At 64.8% G+C, this 17,035-nt stretch carries 17 protein-coding genes, 1 pseudogene and 1 riboswitch; of the genes and pseudogenes, 7 read left to right on the forward strand and 11 right to left on the reverse strand.

Annotated elements, in window-relative coordinates:
- Nucleotides 1-19: 19 nt before the first annotated feature.
- Nucleotides 20-742 (reverse strand): response regulator transcription factor, encoded by a 723-nt coding sequence (locus tag DX923_RS00220; protein WP_116111817.1) that lies wholly within the window; start codon nucleotides 740-742, stop codon nucleotides 20-22.
- Complete coding sequence (locus tag DX923_RS00225; protein ID WP_116111819.1) at nucleotides 739-1,554, reverse strand: sensor histidine kinase; 816 nt, start codon at nucleotides 1,552-1,554, stop codon at nucleotides 739-741. The genes DX923_RS00220 and DX923_RS00225 overlap by 4 nt, the downstream gene beginning before the upstream one ends.
- A 169-nt stretch (nucleotides 1,555-1,723) precedes the next feature.
- Between DX923_RS00225 and DX923_RS00230 the strand changes: the two genes are divergently transcribed.
- Both DX923_RS00230 and thiE read left to right on the forward strand, forming a co-directional pair.
- Nucleotides 1,724-2,854, forward strand: coding sequence for a glycerophosphodiester phosphodiesterase family protein (locus DX923_RS00230; protein WP_116111821.1), 1,131 nt, complete (start codon nucleotides 1,724-1,726; stop codon nucleotides 2,852-2,854).
- Between the two features lie 373 nt (nucleotides 2,855-3,227).
- Complete coding sequence (thiE, locus tag DX923_RS00235) at nucleotides 3,228-3,854, forward strand: thiamine phosphate synthase (protein WP_116116060.1); 627 nt, start codon at nucleotides 3,228-3,230, stop codon at nucleotides 3,852-3,854.
- Nucleotides 3,855-3,885: 31 nt separating this feature from the next.
- On the opposite strand, the gene thiH is transcribed toward thiE, so the two are convergent.
- From thiH to thiS, 4 genes are all read right to left on the reverse strand, one after another.
- Nucleotides 3,886-5,151, reverse strand: a complete 1,266-nt coding sequence (thiH, locus tag DX923_RS00240) for a 2-iminoacetate synthase ThiH (RefSeq protein WP_116111822.1) — start codon at nucleotides 5,149-5,151, stop codon at nucleotides 3,886-3,888.
- Nucleotides 5,148-5,972 (reverse strand): thiazole synthase, encoded by an 825-nt coding sequence (locus DX923_RS00245; protein ID WP_116111824.1) that lies wholly within the window; start codon nucleotides 5,970-5,972, stop codon nucleotides 5,148-5,150. Before DX923_RS00245 ends, thiH begins: the two co-directional genes overlap by 4 nt.
- Nucleotides 5,963-6,079, reverse strand: a riboswitch (TPP riboswitch). It overlaps the preceding gene by 10 nt.
- A gap of 37 nt (nucleotides 6,080-6,116) precedes the next feature.
- On the reverse strand, nucleotides 6,117-6,755 hold the full coding sequence (gene thiF / locus DX923_RS00250) for a sulfur carrier protein ThiS adenylyltransferase ThiF (RefSeq protein ID WP_116111825.1): 639 nt from the start codon (nucleotides 6,753-6,755) through the stop codon (nucleotides 6,117-6,119).
- Nucleotides 6,755-6,952 (reverse strand): sulfur carrier protein ThiS, encoded by a 198-nt coding sequence (gene thiS / locus DX923_RS00255; protein WP_116111827.1) that lies wholly within the window; start codon nucleotides 6,950-6,952, stop codon nucleotides 6,755-6,757. Before thiS ends, thiF begins: the two co-directional genes overlap by 1 nt.
- A 164-nt stretch (nucleotides 6,953-7,116) precedes the next feature.
- Here thiS and DX923_RS00260 point away from each other — a divergent pair, with 164 nt between their 5' ends.
- Both DX923_RS00260 and DX923_RS00265 read left to right on the forward strand, forming a co-directional pair.
- Nucleotides 7,117-7,500 (forward strand): hypothetical protein, encoded by a 384-nt coding sequence (locus DX923_RS00260; RefSeq protein ID WP_162872665.1) that lies wholly within the window; start codon nucleotides 7,117-7,119, stop codon nucleotides 7,498-7,500.
- 104 nt (nucleotides 7,501-7,604) lie between these two features.
- A complete protein-coding gene (locus tag DX923_RS00265) occupies nucleotides 7,605-7,862 on the forward strand; it encodes a hypothetical protein (RefSeq protein WP_116111830.1) in 258 nt (85 codons plus the stop codon).
- Nucleotides 7,863-7,923: 61 nt separating this feature from the next.
- On the opposite strand, the gene DX923_RS00270 is transcribed toward DX923_RS00265, so the two are convergent.
- Together DX923_RS00270 and DX923_RS00275 are read right to left on the reverse strand one after the other, a co-directional pair.
- Nucleotides 7,924-10,434, reverse strand: coding sequence for a DUF1204 domain-containing protein (locus tag DX923_RS00270; RefSeq protein ID WP_116111832.1), 2,511 nt, complete (start codon nucleotides 10,432-10,434; stop codon nucleotides 7,924-7,926).
- Between the two features lie 108 nt (nucleotides 10,435-10,542).
- Entirely contained in the window at nucleotides 10,543-11,412 is an 870-nt protein-coding gene (locus DX923_RS00275; RefSeq protein ID WP_116111834.1) for an oxidoreductase, read from the reverse strand.
- A gap of 288 nt (nucleotides 11,413-11,700) precedes the next feature.
- Here DX923_RS00275 and DX923_RS00285 point away from each other — a divergent pair, with 288 nt between their 5' ends.
- Nucleotides 11,701-12,852 (forward strand): PTS transporter subunit IIC, encoded by a 1,152-nt coding sequence (locus tag DX923_RS00285; RefSeq protein ID WP_205413070.1) that lies wholly within the window; start codon nucleotides 11,701-11,703, stop codon nucleotides 12,850-12,852.
- Here DX923_RS00285 and DX923_RS00290 read toward each other — a convergent pair.
- Nucleotides 12,828-13,781 (reverse strand): carbohydrate kinase family protein, encoded by a 954-nt coding sequence (locus DX923_RS00290; protein WP_116111840.1) that lies wholly within the window; start codon nucleotides 13,779-13,781, stop codon nucleotides 12,828-12,830. The two genes, DX923_RS00285 and DX923_RS00290, sit on opposite strands and share 25 nt — an antisense overlap.
- Nucleotides 13,782-13,787: 6 nt before the next feature.
- Complete coding sequence (locus DX923_RS00295; RefSeq protein WP_116111842.1) at nucleotides 13,788-14,723, reverse strand: pseudouridine-5'-phosphate glycosidase; 936 nt, start codon at nucleotides 14,721-14,723, stop codon at nucleotides 13,788-13,790.
- 319 nt (nucleotides 14,724-15,042) lie between these two features.
- Here DX923_RS00295 and DX923_RS00300 point away from each other — a divergent pair, with 319 nt between their 5' ends.
- Nucleotides 15,043-16,323, forward strand: coding sequence for an MFS transporter (locus tag DX923_RS00300; RefSeq protein ID WP_116111843.1), 1,281 nt, complete (start codon nucleotides 15,043-15,045; stop codon nucleotides 16,321-16,323).
- Nucleotides 16,324-16,534: 211 nt separating this feature from the next.
- On the opposite strand, the gene DX923_RS16520 is transcribed toward DX923_RS00300, so the two are convergent.
- Nucleotides 16,535-16,819: a hypothetical protein gene (locus DX923_RS16520; protein WP_240322680.1), complete on the reverse strand. Its 285-nt coding sequence runs from the start codon at nucleotides 16,817-16,819 to the stop codon at nucleotides 16,535-16,537.
- On the opposite strand from DX923_RS16520, the pseudogene DX923_RS17045 reads away from it, so the two are divergent.
- Nucleotides 16,713-16,964: pseudogene (locus DX923_RS17045) on the forward strand (thermonuclease family protein); the annotation flags it as partial. The gene DX923_RS16520 and the pseudogene DX923_RS17045 sit on opposite strands and share 107 nt — an antisense overlap.
- Nucleotides 16,965-17,035 lie beyond the last annotated feature (71 nt).

Here is a 17,035-nt window from a genome sequence, read left to right on the forward strand (position 1 = left end):
AGCCGACGTGGCCGCGGCCTCATGACGGAGCTGGGCGCTCTGGCACTGGTTCGTCGTCGAGTCGAGGCATGAGATAGCCACTGCCCCGGGCCGTGACGATGAGCTCATCGCCTGATAGACGAAGCTGACGTCGTAAGCGGTACACCGTGGTCTTGATCATGTCCCGGCCGCCGACGGTCTCCCCGGTTCCCCAGACTTCGTTGAGCAGATCACGCCACCCGACAACCGACCCGGAGTGTCGGGCCAGGACGGTCAGCAGGCGGTGCTCGACCTGGCTGAGGCGGAGCCTCCTGCCCTGCCAACTGGCTGTTCCGGCGTGGACGTCGATGAGGAGCGGTCCGTTGACGATCAGCTCACCGGTGTGACGTTGGCGGGTACGTCGGATGACTGCTTGCGCGCGCAGGGCCAGTTCTCTGGGGGAGAAGGGCTTGGTGATGTAGTCGTCGGCTCCTGCGAGGAAGCCGCCGACCCGGTCGGATTCGTTGCCGCGGGCGGTGAGCATCATCACCGGGACGTCGGAGCGGGTGCGGATGCGTCGACAGAGTTGTTCGCCGGAGGCTCCGGGCAGCATGACGTCCAGGATCACCAGGTCGACTTGTTCGGCGTTGAGGGTCGTCCATGCCCGCTCGGCGCTAGTTGCTGTGATGCACTCGAATCCTTGTGTTTCTAATGCGAATTCAATGATCGATAGCATCTGCCGTTCGTCATCGACGATGAGCGCACGAGGTGCTCCTCCGGTCACTGATCCTCCTGTGCGCTGGTGGGTAGGGTGATGAAGATGGTGGTTCCATGGTCGTCGACGGTGTCGACGAGCACACGTCCGCCGTGTTCTTGCAGGATCGATTCGGTGATCATCATGCCCAGCCCGGTGCCTCCGCGATGTGCGGAGTCTGCGGCGAAGGGTTCGAAAAGGGCGGCGCGTGTCTGCTCGCTCATTCCTGCGCCGTCGTCGCTGATGGCGATGACGACTTCGTCCTGGCTGTCGGTCACTTCTACGGTGATGGTGACTCCTGGCCCGGCGTGTCGGGCGGCATTGTTGATGACATTGAAGAGTGCTTGGCGGATGAGTCCGCGGTCGGCGTGGATCAGCAGTGGGCGTCCTTGGCCGATGACGCGCAGGGGTGCGCTGTGGATGCGGCGCAGGGACTGCACTGTTTCCCGAACGAGCAGGTGAAGGTCGAAGGCGCTGATGTCGAGGCGGAAGAGCCGGTTCGCCATGCGGGCTTCGGTGAGGAGGTCTTCGGCCATGCCGATGACATGTTCGGCATTGGTGGCGATGGTGGCGACGAACTCCCGTTGGCGTTCGTTCAGTGGCCCGGGGGTCTGCTCGGCGAGTAGTTCTGTGGCTCCTTTGATGAGGGCCAGCGGAGTTCGGACTTCGTGGGAGAAGACGCTGGGGCGTTCCAGGCGCGCGCGGAGCATCTGGGCGACCTGGTCTGCTTCCATCCGGGCATGGCGGATGTGGCGGTGTGCGTACCACCAGGTGAGGGTGGCGCCGACGGTGAGTCCGGTGAGTCCTGTGCCCGTGATGAGCAGCAGATTCGACAGCTGCATCGCACCAGTGTCACAGGCTCGACTTTCTCTTTGGTAACGATGTCGTTACCTATTGTGATGCACCTGCGATGAAAGGTGACGAAAGTCATTGTCAGACTAATTTGCTCGGATCCGGCCCCGATGTTCTGCAGATGTGGTGGGGTCGATTGCCCTTACGAAAGGTTCCACCATGGGTGCACAACGTCGTCATCTCACCCTCGCCTGTCTGCCACTTCTGGCCGGAAGCCTGACCTTCGGTGGGGGTCTTGCCGCGCACGCCGGTGGGCAGCAGACCGTCGAACCTCCCCAGAAGCCGACCTCTGCGGCACCCGCGCCCACTCAGAAGCCAGGATCGCCCAGCCAGAAGCCGAGCAGGCCGGCCGGGACGAAAACCTTCGACCTGGAGTCTCACCGCGGGGGCCGTGGCGAGACCACTGAAGAATCTCTGCGTGCCTTCGAGAAGAGCCTCGCGCTGGGGGTCAGCACTCTCGAGTTCGACATCGTGCTCACCAAGGACAAGGTGCCTGCGGTCTGGCACGACCCGAAGGTCCTCGACACCAAGTGCACCGACACCAAGCCTGCTACGGCGGGTGACCCGATGTACCCCTATGTCGGCAAGCTCATGCACGAGCTGACGTGGGCTCAGGTGCAGACGCTCGACTGCGGTAAGAAGCTCGACAACTTCCCCTACGCCGAGGTGGTCAAGGGCAACAAGATCATCAAGCTCTCGGACGTCTTCGACCTGGTCAAGAAGAAGAAAGCCGATGTGCGGTACAACATCGAGACCAAGATCGAAGGGGAGAACCGTCGGGAGTCCGCGACCCCTGAGGAGTTCGTCAAGGTCATCCTCGGTGAGGTCGACAAGGCCGGTGTCGCCGACAAGGTGATGGTCCAGTCCTTCGACTGGCGTTCGCTTCCCTTGGTGAAGAAAGCCAATCCCAAGATCCCGACCGTGCTGCTGTGGGACGAGACCACGTGGAAGAAGGGGTCGCAGTGGACCGGCGAAGCCGACTACGACGCGATGAAGGGCGACATTCTCGCTGCAGCTAAGAAGATCGGCGTCGATGTCCTTTCCCCGGGTTACTCCCAGCCGTACGGACGCAAGCCCGGCGACAAGGACTTCAAGCTGATCGCTGACAAGGCCCTCATCGAGAAGGCCCACCAGGCCGGGATGAAGGTCGTTCCCTGGACTCTCAACGACGCCTCTGCCATGGAAGCGCAAATGGACGCCGGTGCTGATGGCATCATTACCGACTACCCCACCAAGCTGCGTGAACTCATGCAGAAGCGCGGTTTGCAGCTACCGCCCTCCTACTCGTGAATGCCCTTCTGATGAAATGACGACCTCCGGTGCGTGAAGTGCACTACATCGATGTAACCCCTACTTGGACAACCGGGTTCAGCGCCGTTTCGGGTGGGGTGGCCATTGATGGAGCAGAGACTTCACGCATCGGAGGTACCCCTACGAGCTTCGCTTGACGGAGCTCGTAGGTCCTCCACCTCGATCGTGGTGGGCAGGGTCACCGCCAGCAGTGCTCCGCGACTGAAAGATGGCGACATGGTGTCGGAAACTTTCCGGGTGCCGACACCTCACGTTGCTGCAGAATCGCTGATCATCGGCATATCCATGGGACACACCGGGCCCGGCGTGCGCCTCCCGGCCGCCTCGGAGCTAGCGTGTTCCCGTGGCACAGATGACTCTTACCGATGCGCGGCTGTACCTCTGTACCGATGCACGCACCAGCCCGGAAGACCTGCGTGCCTTCGTGCGCGCCTGCTACGCCGGCGGCGTCGACATCATCCAACTTCGTGACAAGAAGATCGAAGGAAGCGACCAGCTGGCAGCGCTGGCCGTCGTCTCCGAAGAGGCTCGACGCAGCGGTCGCCTCGTCGCAGCCAACGACCGGGCCGATATCGCCTTCCTCGCCGAGGCCGATGTCCTGCACGTCGGACAGGGCGACCTCGCCCCGACCGCAGCCCGACGGATCGTCCCCAACGCGATCATCGGACGGTCCACCCACAACGAAGCGCAGATGAAGGACGCCGCAGCAGACCCCGATGTCGACTACTTCTGCACCGGACCCGTATGGCCCACTCCGACCAAGCCAGGCCGTCCTGCAGTCGGGCTCGACCTGGTGCGTGCCGCCGCCACACACGTCGGATCCAGCGGGAAACCGTGGTTCGCCATCGGCGGGATCGACTTCGACACCATCGACAGCGTGGTCGAGGCCGGAGCGACCAGGGTCGTCGTGGTCAGGGCTCTGACCGGAACAGACGATGTCGCCGGGGCAGCCCGCAGGCTACGTGCCCGTCTGCCCTGACCAGCACCTCCCTCCGCGGGGCCGACTCCGGTCAGGCCCCGCAGGCCGAGGGAGGAAACCCTGCCCGTCTGCTCGACAGATGATCTGTCATCACCGGTTGTAAACCGCGGGCCCGAATCGCAGCCCGCACCTGATCCACCGAACGTTCGTCTGCGATCGCGAACTGTTCGTCACCGCTGTCCTGGCCTTCCAGCTCCGCTGCATGCTCACCCACCCCGGTGGACACCCCGGCGGACATCTTCGTCGCCGCCACTCCGATGACCCCGTCCCGGAAGGCCGACCGCTCCCGCGTGGAGATCGTGATCGAGGCGAAAGGCAGGAACAGCCGGTAGGCGCACATCACCTGCAAGAGTTCGGCCTCGTGGACGTCACTGGCCGGGACGATCTGTTCCAGCTGATCGGCCAGAGGAAGACGGCTGCCCCTGATGGGCCGTAGGCGAGGAACCGAGAACCCGATCTCCGCGTGCGGATGACGCTGCTGCACCAGCTGTGCGTGAACCGCCGTGGCATAAGCATCCCGACGGAAATCGGACAGACCGAGCAAGGCCCCGAAGGACACCCCCCGCATCCCGGCCGCCAAGGCCCGCTCCTGCGACTCGAAGCGGTACGGGAAATGCCTCTTGTACCCGCTGGGGTGAAAACGGTCGTAAGCATCGGTGTCATAGGTTTCCTGGTAGACGCTGACGAAGTCGGCGCCCGCCTCGTGGACCATCCGGTAGTCGGCCACCGACAACGGCTGCACCTCGATCCCCACCGTCGGGAAATGATGTGCGGCCTGCCTCACCGCCCGGGCGACGAAGGTCGCATCGGCGAACTTCGCCGACTCCCCGGTGAGGATCAATACCTCCTCCAAACCGGTTGCCGCGATCGCCTTCAGCTCCGCATCGGTGCCCGCCTCGTCCAGGCGGACCCGGCTGATCCGGTTCGTACAGGAGAAGCCGCAATAGGTGCAGATGTTCTGGCAGTAGTTCGACACGTACAACGGGGTGAACATGCTGATGGAGGTGCCGAAGCGATCCCGGGTCTCCCGTTGTGCAGCCGTGGCCACCTCCTCCAACACCGACCCAGCCGCTGGAGACAACAGCGCCGCCAGATCGGTGTGGGTCCGTCGTCGTCGACCGAGTGCAGCCCGGACATCCGCCACCCCAAAAGTGGAGAAGTCGGGGACGGCGGCCTCGGACAGAACCGCCTCCATCACCCCCGAATGCATCCGGTCGAACTGGGGGCGCCAGCTCATATGGTCGATCTTGCCGTCGGGCCGGCGAGGCAGCGGCACCACCGGAGGAATCTTCGTCATGACCGATCGACTTCCTGCAGAAAACCGGTGACCGGCGAAGACGGTGCCGCGCCACTCTCCAACACTCGTCCTGGGCCAGCCAGATAGGCGGCCCGCCCGGCCTGGACCGCGCTGCGGAAAGCAGCCGCCATCCCCGGGACGTCCCCGGCAGTGGCGATCGCTGTGTTCGCCATGATCGCTGCGACACCCATCTCCATCGCCTCGCAGGCCTGGCTGGGGCGACCGATCCCGGCGTCCACGATGATCGGCACCTCGATCTCGTCAACCAGGATCTGGATGAAATCACGGGTCGACAAACCACGGTTCGATCCGATCGGAGAGGCCAAGGGCATCACTGCCGCCGCACCTGCGGACACCAGATCCCGGGCCACCGTCAGATCCGGATGCATGTACGGCAGGACGACGAAACCTTCATCGGCCAGGGCCTGTGTCGCTCGGACCGTCTCGGCATTGTCGGGAAGCAGATAACGACTGTCGCGGATGACCTCGACCTTCACGAGATCTCCACATCCCAGCTCCCTCGCCATCCGAGCGATCCTCACCGCTTCTTCGGCGGTGCGGGCCTCGGAAGTATTCGGCAACAAGGTCACCCCCTCCGGGATGACATCGAGGATGTTCCCCTCCCCGCCGGTGTAGGCCCGGCGCACGGCCAGGGTGACGATCTGAGCCCCGGCATGTTCCACCGCAGCTCGTACCAGATCCAGGTTGTACTTACCCGACCCCAGGATGAACCGGGAGGAGAACTCGCGACCACCGATCACCAACGGATCGGACGGCCCCGCTGCAGCACCTTCGACAGGAGATGCCGAGGAGAAGGACATGGTGACGTCCCTTCGCTAGAACGAACTAGTGCAGGTTCGACGGGTGTGATCTCAGCCGGGGGGGCGACGATCCACCCCGATGTGCCCCGGCACCCCGCGTCGTGGCCACTGTACTCCGCGCCCGCAGAACCACGGACAGAGAAATCAACCCTCCAGAGCGAGGATGATGCGGACCGTCAGCATCGCCTGCGCACCGGCACAGGCCATCACCCGCGGCGCAACCATCGGGGCACCAGTGCCGATATCGCTCACCCCATCGCCACAGACCCACCACCGTGAGCCCACCTGCCGGGTCACCATCGTGTCGGTGCGGTCATGACCGGCCATCCCCGAGGCGCCCACCACCACCACTCGCGGATCACCTATCAGCAAGGACTCCGTCAACATGGCTTTCGCCGCTGGATCGTCGAAGGCCTCGCAGACGACCGCGCATCCGGCGAAAACTCCAGGAGCGTCCTCTGCCGTGACCCGGACATCCCGGGTGGTGACCTCCAGATAAGGATTGATCCGAGCGATCCTCGCCGCCAAGGCAGCCGTCTTCGATACGCCCAGATCGGCCAGGTCGTAGGCCTGACGATTCAGATTCGCCAGGTCGACGACATCGTGATCGACCAGGTGCAAGCTTCCCACCCCGGTGCGCGCCAGAGCCAGCGCGATCTGGGAACCCAGACCGCCCAGACCTGCCACCCCGACCCTGGCCTCGGACAGCAGGGCGACCTGTTGCGAACCCATCCGGCCCGCCAGAGCAGCCCGAATCTCCTCCGGCCCAGGCGCTTCGTCCATCAGCCGCCCCCCACGAAATGCACGATCTCCACCCGGTCCCCTTCGGCGAGGACGTACTCGTCGAAGGACACTTTCGGGATGATCAGTCCGTTGACCTCTACAGCGATCCGTTCCTGCCGGTAGCCCTCGCCCTCCACCAGCGACGCGAGGGACCAATCGGACTGCCACGGACGTGATTCTCCATTGACGACGATCATGGCGGCTCCTGGTCGATGTGCTGTCGGGCACCATACCCGGCAACGGCGCCGAAACCACTCCTACTGGGGAGTAAGAGGGGATCTCAGCTCAGACATGAGGAATATTTCTGTCTTTGAGTATTTTTCGGGTTGGCCGATCGTCCAAGAAGAGTCATCATGATGTGATGTCAGTAAAGGGCCTTGCTGATCACACCATGTTCCTTCTCGGCGCTGCCGTCGTCTTCGTCGTCCTCAACAGAGGCGCGGACCTCGCAGCAGGCCGAGCGGTCGCCGGTGCGCTCGCCGTCTACCTCGTCCTCTTCGGGATCGTGGCGATCTACCGGTACCGACAACGGGGCTTGCAGCCGAATGACAACGACAAGTACTACCTCTTCGACTCCCTTGAGCTCGATGACGCCGCTGAACGTGCCAGGAGGCTGGCCGAGCGAGACGCCGTCGAGCGGGAGAACTCAAAGAAGGAAGCTGCTGCTGCAACGCCGACAAGCGAAGTGGCAAAAGCCACCCCTAGCTCGGAGAACGGCTCAGCTCCAACAGATATCCACCGATAGGGCCAGCATCCCGGTCACCTTGATCCGGGGTCTCGGTATACGGGGACTCCTGTGAGAAATCCTCGTCGAGTCGGTTCGTCGAGCAACCGGAGAAGGTGAGTCTCGTGCGGGAGGCCACTGCATCGGACCATGCCACTGCTGTCATCGACGCCCTGATCTCCTACGGGGCATGCCTCTACCTGATCCACCTGGGTGCGCTGCCATCGGCGATGATCGCCGTCACGCTGTACCTGGTGATGATCGTGCTCTTCAACGGCTACCGCCGCTATTTACGGACCGTCCGTCCGATACGCCGTACTTACCGGATCACCTCGCCGAGCGATGAACGTCCCACGGACCGGGTGTTACGCGACGTCGCCTGATCCTGCCGGGCAGACCGGACCACGTCGACCGGAAAGGTGCCAGGAGAGGCATGGCCAGGGATCAGCTCTCCACCGATTCCGCTAGATGCAGGACCGAGGATCCGCTGGCGAAAGGCGCCTCGGCCAAACCGTACCGGCGTGCCATCGCCTGGGCCACCGTCTCAGCCCACCCGTCCGAGCCATCCGGAGCAACGGGGTCACCGACCACCAACGTCCGTTGTGCACGCCAGATACCGCCGACCGCAGCCTGCGGGCAGGCCCGGCCTGCTTCGTCGATGAACAACCACCCCAGGGACTCCTCACCGATGTGGGAGAACATCGACCCCAGAGACGAGAACGACGTCGATATCAGGGGCACCACGAGGAAGAAAGACTGCCACGCGGCCAGCGCAGCCTGCGGGGAGACATCGTGCGGAGCTGCTCCCGACAGGATGTCCAAGGCTGCTCGCATCGTCGAGATCATCCGACGGGCGGAATGGGCGAACAGTGTCCGATGCAATTCCAAAGCGGACAGGAAGAGCTGCGAACGGGCTTGGTTCAAGGTCGCATCCAGCCACGGCGCTGCGGTCAGCCCCTGGCCGGAATCGGCGAACCAGGCATCGTCCGGGTAGGTCTCCCGCCAGCGTTCCCGGTCGGCCTGTATTCGGGCGGCCAGATCGTCAGCGCGCTGACGGGCGGAGTCCAGGGCTTCCTGCGCGCGGGCACGTTCTTGTGCCTGAGTGGTCAGCTCGACGCTGATCCGGGCGATGTCCTCCCGCGCGGCTGCCCCATGTTTCTCCACGGCGATCACGGCTTGGACGAGCTCGTCGGCAGTCTCTGTCCAGTCCTTCATCCGGCGGCCCATCGTGAGCACCTGCTCGAAGGCGCCCGGCTTGGTCTGGTCGTGGGCCCGTTTACGCTTACGCGCATCGGCAGCGTCCTGGTCTGCTTTCTCCGCTGCCTCACGAGCGGCGTACAACTGGGCGAGAGCAGGCGCTTCTGCCTGGACCAGGGAGTCGAAGCGCTCCTGGGCGACACGGAGCTCATGGTTCGCGACCCGGGACGTGGTCAACCTCTCCTCGGCTGCCTCGCACTCCTGGAGGAGCTGGGCCACCAGCGTATCTGCGGACAGGAAACGTTCGCAGGCTTCCTGCCAGGATCCTTGCGGAGAGAGCGCGGCTCGCTCGAGGAAGGAGCGGAAGGTCGGCGGGAGCTCGGCGTAGTCGCGTCGGTCGGTCCAGAAGGACTCGGCGAAAGCGGCCCGGTTCGTCCGTGACCCCAGACGCGCAGCCACCAGCCCCCAGGCCTTACCCTGCCCGACGCCCCGTTGGGCGCGTCGGACCTGCGTGGCGATGTCACCGAGGTGGTCGATCTCCTCCCAGGGCGGCGCCAGCGAGGCCGTGTCCGAAAGACCATCGGTGTCCTCGTCGAGGGCGACGGGGTCAGGGGAGGCCAACACCATTTCGAAGCCGGTCAGGCTCGGGTGGGGTTGCCACGCCGTGCGATGGTAATGCCCCTTCCACGAATGGCTCCGGACGAAGGCATCCTGCGGGCCGGGCAAGGCAGCGATCCGGCGAGCGCGTTCGACGACCAACCCGGCGAGGACGTCACGGACCGGCGGGGCCTCGTGCGATTCCGGCGAAACTCCCACGGAGTTCAGCCCGGTGCGTGCGGCCAGATCGCCCAAGGTGAGGTTGACTGCGAACTGCTCGCTCAGGCTCGGGTAGTCCTGCGGCGGTGCCGGCCAACGCCCCCGGGGAAGCGAGGTCGTGGACAGGGTGTTCAGGGTGCCTGATACGGGCGTGGTCCGGCCTGATTCCGCCGAGCCGGCGGCAACCCCGATGTAGGACAGCAGGCCTTGCCCGGACCGGCTATGGGCCAGTGTGTCTGCGGCTCGGGTCAGATCGGCCAAGTAGGGGCTGTTGACCAGGTCGTCGACGCCGCCGCGGTCGGAGCCAGACCGGATCGGAAGGCTGACCACCTGGATCGTCGAGGCTTCGGTGACGAACAGCTCTGCGACGGGGGACCCTTCTTCGGCGCCAGCTGCCAACCACGCCATGACGAGCAGTTCGGCCAGGGTGTCGAGGGTGAGAGGGGTCGCCGAGATTTCTTCGAGGAGTTCGGCTGCCCGGAGGTGGAACAGATCGGCTTGTCTGTGGAAGGCGTCGATCTGTCCGTCGACCCACTGATCGGTGAGACATCGCGTCCACGCCCAGGCTCCGGAGGAGAGGAAGGCCGACGCGGTCACCGGGTGCCCGTCCGCGGTCACGGTCAGCCCGGCGATGGCGCTCATGCCCGGTGCAGGCGCATCTGTACTGGGTGACGTTGCCCCCAAGGCCTTTGTCACGTCGGCCCGGAAAAGATTCAGGTCGAAAGCCCCCAGGTAGACGCGGTGCAGCCAGGTCTGGTGCTCTCCTTCCGGGGGTAGCGCGCACACGCCGTCGGAGGCCCAGGGCAGGGGGCCTCCGGGGGCACAGTGAGTGATGATGACGCCGTCGTCAGCCGCTTCCGAGTCCGGGATGCTTCGAGGAGAAAGTAATTCCATGTCTCGCCACGCTTGGGCGACCTGCGTGGGAAGAACGGATTCAGACATGGAGGCTCCTGATGTGTGCTGCTTCGCAAAACTCTAGGCCGAGCACGCCGTTCTTCTCCTACCCGATGGCAAGGTGTGTGCAAACCGTGCCGTTGAATGCGCCGAGGGTCAGCGACTGGTCATCTGTTCGCATGCTTCCCACAGCTGGTGTCCCAGTGCAGGGTCGTAGGCCGAGGCGCGCGCCGATACCGGCCGGGGATAACCACGCGTCTCACCGATGCCGTCGGGGCCTATGTAGAAGCCGCCGGGCAGATCGGGCACGGTTGCAGCGTAGAGCTCGGGCAGCGCGCCCATCCAAGCGGGCTGGGCTGCCGGGGTGGCGACGAAGAAGCGTGAAGCCTGATCTTTGAATGAATTCCCGCTTCTTCCAAAGAGATTCGTGGATGACATTCCGGGATGTGCTGCGATGGATCGCAGGGTGCTCCCCTCGCGAATGAACCGACGCTGCTGTTCCAGGGCCAGGACGATGCAGGCCAGCTTCGACTGGGCGTACGACTTCGCGCTGTCGTACGGGCGGGAGTTCCAATCCAGGTCAGACACCTCGACCGTTCCGAACCGGTGTGCGATCGACCCCAACCAGACCACCCGATCGGTCAAGACGGGCAGAACCGATTGCGACAGGAGGAAATGGCCGAGCACATTGGTCGCGAATTGCATTTCATGCCCGGCGGCAGTGCGGGCCAAGGGAATGTCCATCACTCCGGCATTCAGGATCAGGACGTCGACGCGGTCCAGCTCAGCGGCGAAATTCGCCACCGACTCCAGATCGGCCAGGTCGAGATGACGCACCTCGGTCGATCCGCCCATACCGACTCGCGCCGCTTCGCCCTTGGTCGTATTCCGACAGGCCATGACGACGTGGGCGCCCTTCCCGGCCAGGGCGCGCGCGGCCTCGAAGCCGATTCCGGAATTCGCGCCGGTGATGACGAATCTGCGGCCGGTCTGGTCGGGGATGTCGACCGTGGTCCAACGAGACATCTGGATTCCTCTCGGGGAAGGGGTGGCTGGAGATATTCTCGCTCGGATTGTTCGCGGGAGGCTTTCGGCTGCTCCGGCAGGCCTGATATCCGCGGAAGTGAGCTGAATCATCTCGATATATGGATAAAAAATTGTGAGGGGGATTCACGGAATTACTGCGTGTGACCAGCGCATACGCAAAGAGGTCCTCAATGAAGTACCCACTAGATGGACGGTCCCGACATTGAGATCTCCTTCCGCAGATCATGTCGGAACTTGTACGACCGACCAGCCACGTCAGGAACCCACATGTCCCAGACATCCGCAGCCACTGCCCTCAAGGAGGGGCCACCCGGGAAGGAGGAGTCGACCCTCGACCCGAAGGCCACCACCCCGGCCACGGCCCCGGCCACCGCCGAAGCCGCACCCAGGCCCTCCTTCATGATGAACATCCTGAACGGAATCGCTCTCGGCGTGATCGTCTCCCTGATCCCTGGCGCCTTTCTCGGCGAAATCCTCAAGGTGCTGCTGCCGACAGCGCCCTGGCTGAAGGTCCTCCTCGACGCCACCACGGTGTCCACCTCCATGATGGCCGTCGTCATCGGATTCTTCGTCGGACTGAACTTCAAGTTCACCCCCATCGAATCCGGATCGATCGCGATCGCCACCCAATTCGCTTCCGGAGCTGTCGTCATCACCAATGGCGCCATGGTTCTCAAGGGCACCGGCGATGTCATCACCATGGGGATGACCGCCGCACTGGGCGCCGCCATCGTGCTGGCCATCGGTGAACGCACCCGTACTTACGCCATCCTCGTCGTACCGGTCACCGTCGTTGCCGTCGCCGGAGTCGCCGGACGGCTGATGCTGCCCTACAACATGAGCGTCACCGCTGCCATCGGGCGCGGCATCGAACAGCTGCTCAGCCTGCAACCCATCGTGATGGCAGTCCTGATCGCCGTGGTCTTCTCCGTGCTGATCCTCTCTCCGGTGACCACCGTCGGTATCGCCCTGGCGATCTCCATCTCCGGTATCGGCGCAGGCGCGGCCAATCTCGGGGTCTGCGCGGCCGGATTCGGTTTCGCCGTCCTCGGCTGGAGGGTCAACGGCCCTGGACTGTGCGTCGCCCACGTGCTGGGGTCGCCGAAGATCTCCATGGCCAGATTCCTGTCCAACCCGAAGATCGCCATCCCCACCATCTGCAGCGCAGCCCTGTGTGGACTCGTCGGCGTCACCTTGGGTATCGACGGCACGCCCTTCAGCGCGGGCTTCGGTTTCTCCGGCGCCGTCGGCCCGGTCGCCTTCATGAGCGCCCACAGCTGGTCGATGACCGCTGTCCTCAAAGGCCTGGTGGCCTTCCTGGCCGCGCCCCTGAGCCTGGCTCTGCTGTTCAACCACCTTTTCAAGAAGGTCGTCCCGCTGGTGAAGGACGAGGACTACCGTCTCGACATCGGCCGCTGAGAACGCGTGATCTCCGGGCCGGGCCGCGACACTGCCCGGTCCGGAGACTCTCCCGTCAGAGCCGCCCCCAGCTGGTGGAGCACCCGTGCGGCCGACCGATGCCCAGCCTGAACCGCATTGACGAGATCACGGCGGTCACCCAGCCAGGTCGCCAGGAAGCCTGCGTTGAAGGCGTCACCGGCGCCTGTGGTGTCGCGCACCACGGGCACCGGCGGCACCGGTACCCGTACCGGGTCCATGCCCACCTGCACCAACGTGGTCGGGTCGGGGCCATGCCGAGCCACTACCAGGGTCCTCGGCATCCGAGCCAGTGTCGGTCCGGGGCGGCCGTCGGCAGACACCAGGCCCGACACAGAACATTCCTGCGCATTCGCCGAGATCACGTCCGGCGAGATCCGACACAGCAGATCTGCGAAAACCGTCGGAGACAAGGCCCGGACCACGCCGACCGAAGAGACGTCGACGCTGGTCAATCCGCCTGCATCGCGGACCCTGGCCAAAGCGTCCATCGCGGTGGACGCCGTACTGCCCCCGACCAACCCATAGGCCGGACAATGCAGAAGCTCCACTCCCCGCAACTCCTCGTCGCCGAGATGCTCCAGCTCCGCTGACGCCCCACGATCAGGGAACATCGAGCGCTCACCGGTCTCATCGACCATCACCACGATCGTCCCGGTGCGGCCTCGGCGCTGAACCCGTACGTCGACCCCGCAGGCCCGGAGCTCCTCGACCGCCAGCCGGCCAGCCAGATCATCCCCTACACACCCGAAGAAACGTGTCGGATGACACAGCCCGGCAAAGGCCGCCACATTGGCCGCGCTGCCTCCTCGACGTACGACCACCGTCGCGGCGGTATCCGAGGCGTACCGGATCGGTTCCTGCCGGTGAACGACCACGTCGTGCACCAGATCGCCCAGCACCCCGAGCATCACCGCTCACCCCCGAACAGCCGCCGACGCCCGGGACAAGGCGGCCGCCACCAAAGCGCCCAACCGCACATTGCTCAGATAGAGCGCCACATTCGCCTGCACGCTACGTCCCCCGGTCGACCGGGACAGCTGCTCCAACAGGAAGGGCGTCGCATCCTGACCACTCACCTCCGAACTCTCCGCCGCAGTCCAAGCCCGGGCGAGCATCTGATCCAGCTCCTCCGGCTCCAAAGCCGCTTCTGCCGGGATCGGATTGGCCACCACCACGGCGGAGGACACACCAAAAGCCGACTGGGCGCGGAAGACATCGGCGACCTGCTCAGGCGAATCGGCCCGCTGCCTCAGCGGGAGCCCCGCATCCGGGACGTAGAAACCCGGACAGCGGTTCGTCCGGTATCCCAGCACCGGAACCGCCAAAGTCTCCAGACGTTCCAAGGTCGCCCGAACATCGAGTACCGCCTTCACCCCCGAACAGACCAGCACGACCGGCACCTGGGACAAGGTGTGGAGATCGGTCGACTCGTCGAACGAGAAGGATGCGCCGCGGTGTACTCCGCCCAGACCGCCGGTCGCGAAGACCGCTATGCCCGCACGATGGGCGAGATGGCTGGTGGCTGCGATCGTCGTGCCCCCGTTCGCCCGAGCCACCGCCGTAGTGCACAGATCCCGTACGGAGACCTTCACCGCCTGCTCGTCCGAGGCGAGCGCCTCGATCTCCTCGGCGGAAAGCCCGACCGTCGGGACACCGTCGACGACCCCCACGGTCGCGGGAAGGACCTCGAAGGAACGGACGATGCGCTCGGCATCCTGCGCGATCCTGAGGTTGAGCGGGCGGGGCAGACCATGGGTGATAATGGTCGACTCCAACGCCAGGACTGGTCTGCCCGCAGCGACGGCCATCCGGACGTCCTCAGCGATACGGATGCGATAGGACATGGTCATCCCGGCCTCCTTCGCGGAGCCGCGTCATCGCGGCAGGACGCCCGGTCACCCTGGCGCGCCGGGCTGAGCTTCGTCCGTCACGGTAGCTCGGAAAGGGCCACAGGCCCTGGAGGCGTGCGGTGTCGTCGACCAGTGTCCTTGCGCATCGAGATGTTCCTGCTCTAAAGGTGGTGTCTGGCCCACCCGATGATCTGTCCACCTACGACTAAGTTGAGAATAGTGATCAACAACGACCGATATGCCAGGAGGAGACCGCGCCGATGACCGGCCCAGTCGCGCGACCCGCCGGCGCCCGCTCCTACCCCCGGACAGACCTCCCATGATCACCACCCCCACGAAGAACCGGAACGACCTCCGCACCTTCCTCGCACTGCCCGGACTGCTGCGCCTCCTGCTGATCACCCAACTGGCCTTCAACATCGGCTTCTACCTGGTGGTCCCCTTCCTCGCCTCCTACCTGGGCGACGAACTCAAACTCGCCGGATGGATGATCGGAGTGATCCTCGGTCTCCGCACCTTCTCCCAACAAGGCATGTTCTTCTTCGGCGGTGCACTCGCCGACCGCTTCGGCATCCGGCTCAGCATCGTCGTCGGATGCCTGATCCGGATCACGGCCTTCCTCGTCCTCGGACTCACCCAGGAACTCCCCGGCGTCATCGTCGGCGTCACCCTCATCGGACTGGCCGCCGCACTCTTCTCCCCAGCCACCGAATCGGCCATCGTCGCCTGGGGCCACGAAGTCGAACAGGGCGGTGGACCCACCCTTCAGGAAATCGTCGGACTCGAAAGCATGTGCTCCAAGCTCGGATCGGTCATCGGCCCCCTGCTCGGCGGTGTCCTCCTCGTCATCCCCTTCCGCGCGACCTGCCTCGTCGCGGCCGGCATCTTTACCATCATCCTTGCCGCACAGCTGCGATGGCTCCCCCGAGGAACCCGCATCGGAGAACCCACCGCCATCCTCGAATCCTTGTCCACCGTGCTCACCAACCGGACCTTCCTCGTCTTCGCCGCGATCCACTCGACCTACCTGCTCACCTACAACCAGCTGTACCTCGCAGTCCCCGTCGAACTTGCACGCATCGGCGCACCCAGCACCGCGATCACCTGGCTGTTCGCGCTCGCCGCCCTTCTGACCATCACCCTGCAACTCCCGGTGACTCGACGGGCGCTGCGCTGGGGCACAGCTGCCGCACTACGCCGCGGATACCTTCTGCTCTCAGGTTGCTTCCTCGTCGTCGCCGTCGCAGCCCCGTACTCGGTGAACGGGCCGACCGCCTATCTCCCGGTGATCACCCTCGTCGTCCTCCTGCACCTCGGGCAGATGCTGGTACTCCCCGCCGCCCGGGACACCGTCGCCGAACTCGCTCAACACCGCTGCCTCGGCAGCTACCTCGGCTTCATCTCTTCATTGGGCGGACTTGCGGTACTCATCGGAAGCACCGCCGCCGGGCAACTCCTCGACCTGGCACGCACCCCCAACCCCAGCGCGCCTGTCCCCTGGCTCTTCCTGGCCGCCCTCCCCGCCTGCTCGGCCCTCGCCATCACGATCTTCTGCCGACGCAGATCCACCCCCACCCCGAACACCGCAGCCCGCCCCTGAACTACAGACACCGACACCACCCGGCACCACCGGAGAACAGACCAGCATGGCCGTCCACAGGGGCGAAACAGATCGGACACCATCCACAACCACAGACGAAAGGACACCGACCCGCCAGGGAAAAAGACACCCTGACCGGCATGCCCTTTCCCCCACCAGCCCAACACCCCTACGGAGTATCCGCCCCACGCCAGCCACCTCCACCCACCAGCTACAGCAGCGGATTCGCCGCAATCATCGCGACAAGCCTCCTGCTCACCGGCTGCACACCACCCTGGACAGGAACGAACACAGCCGCCACGAACACCAACCAGGTGGCCACCGTCATCGACGGCGACACCCTCGACATCCGCTCGACAACCGGCACCCTACGAGTTCGACTCCTCGGCATCGACGCCCCGGAGACCGGACACGACGGACAACCAGCCCAATGCGGAGCCACCCAGGCCCGCGAGGCACTCGCGGCGAAAGTCTCCGGACGAGAGATACGGATCATCACAGATCCCACCACGGACCACACCGACCGGTACGGGCGCACCCTGGCCTATGCGGAGATCGACGGCGAAGACATCGGTGCATCCCTCCTCGCGTCAGGACACGTAGGAGCCTGGCATCCAGCAGGAACGACTGCACCCCAAAGATTTTCGACCTACCGGGACACAATGGAACGCGCACGGCAGGGCCGCCGAGGATCCTGGGCCGCCTGCGCACG

Origin of the sequence: Austwickia chelonae (genome assembly GCF_003391095.1) — a bacterium.
Taxonomy (GTDB): domain Bacteria; phylum Actinomycetota; class Actinomycetes; order Actinomycetales; family Dermatophilaceae; genus Austwickia; species Austwickia chelonae_A.